1 pseudogene is annotated in these 234 nt (G+C 67.5%); it reads left to right on the top strand.

The window, feature by feature from the left end:
• Positions 1 to 234: pseudogene (locus KVS71_RS19070) on the top strand (cytosine permease); the annotation flags it as partial.

Here is a 234-nt window from a genome sequence, read left to right as displayed (position 1 = left end):
ATCTTCGGCCTCGCCGTCGTCGCGATCGTCGCCTTCGGCTTCGTCTGAATGCAGTGGCTCGCGAACATCACCGTGCCGCTGATCCTGATCCTCGTCGGCTGGTCCGTCATCTCCGAGCTCACCCGCCACGTCATCGGCGTGCTGCTCACCGGCCCGGCGCCCGGCCCGACCTTGATCGTCTGGGCGGGCACCGCCATTGTTGCCGGCGGTCTCATCGTCGGTGCGGTCATCACG

The sequence above is a fragment of the Microbacterium sp. GbtcB4 genome (assembly GCF_019091465.1).
Classification (GTDB): Bacteria; Actinomycetota; Actinomycetes; order Actinomycetales; family Microbacteriaceae; genus Microbacterium; species Microbacterium paraoxydans.
Note: the sequence above shows the minus strand (reverse complement) of the source record. Positions and strands in the feature narration are given on the sequence as shown.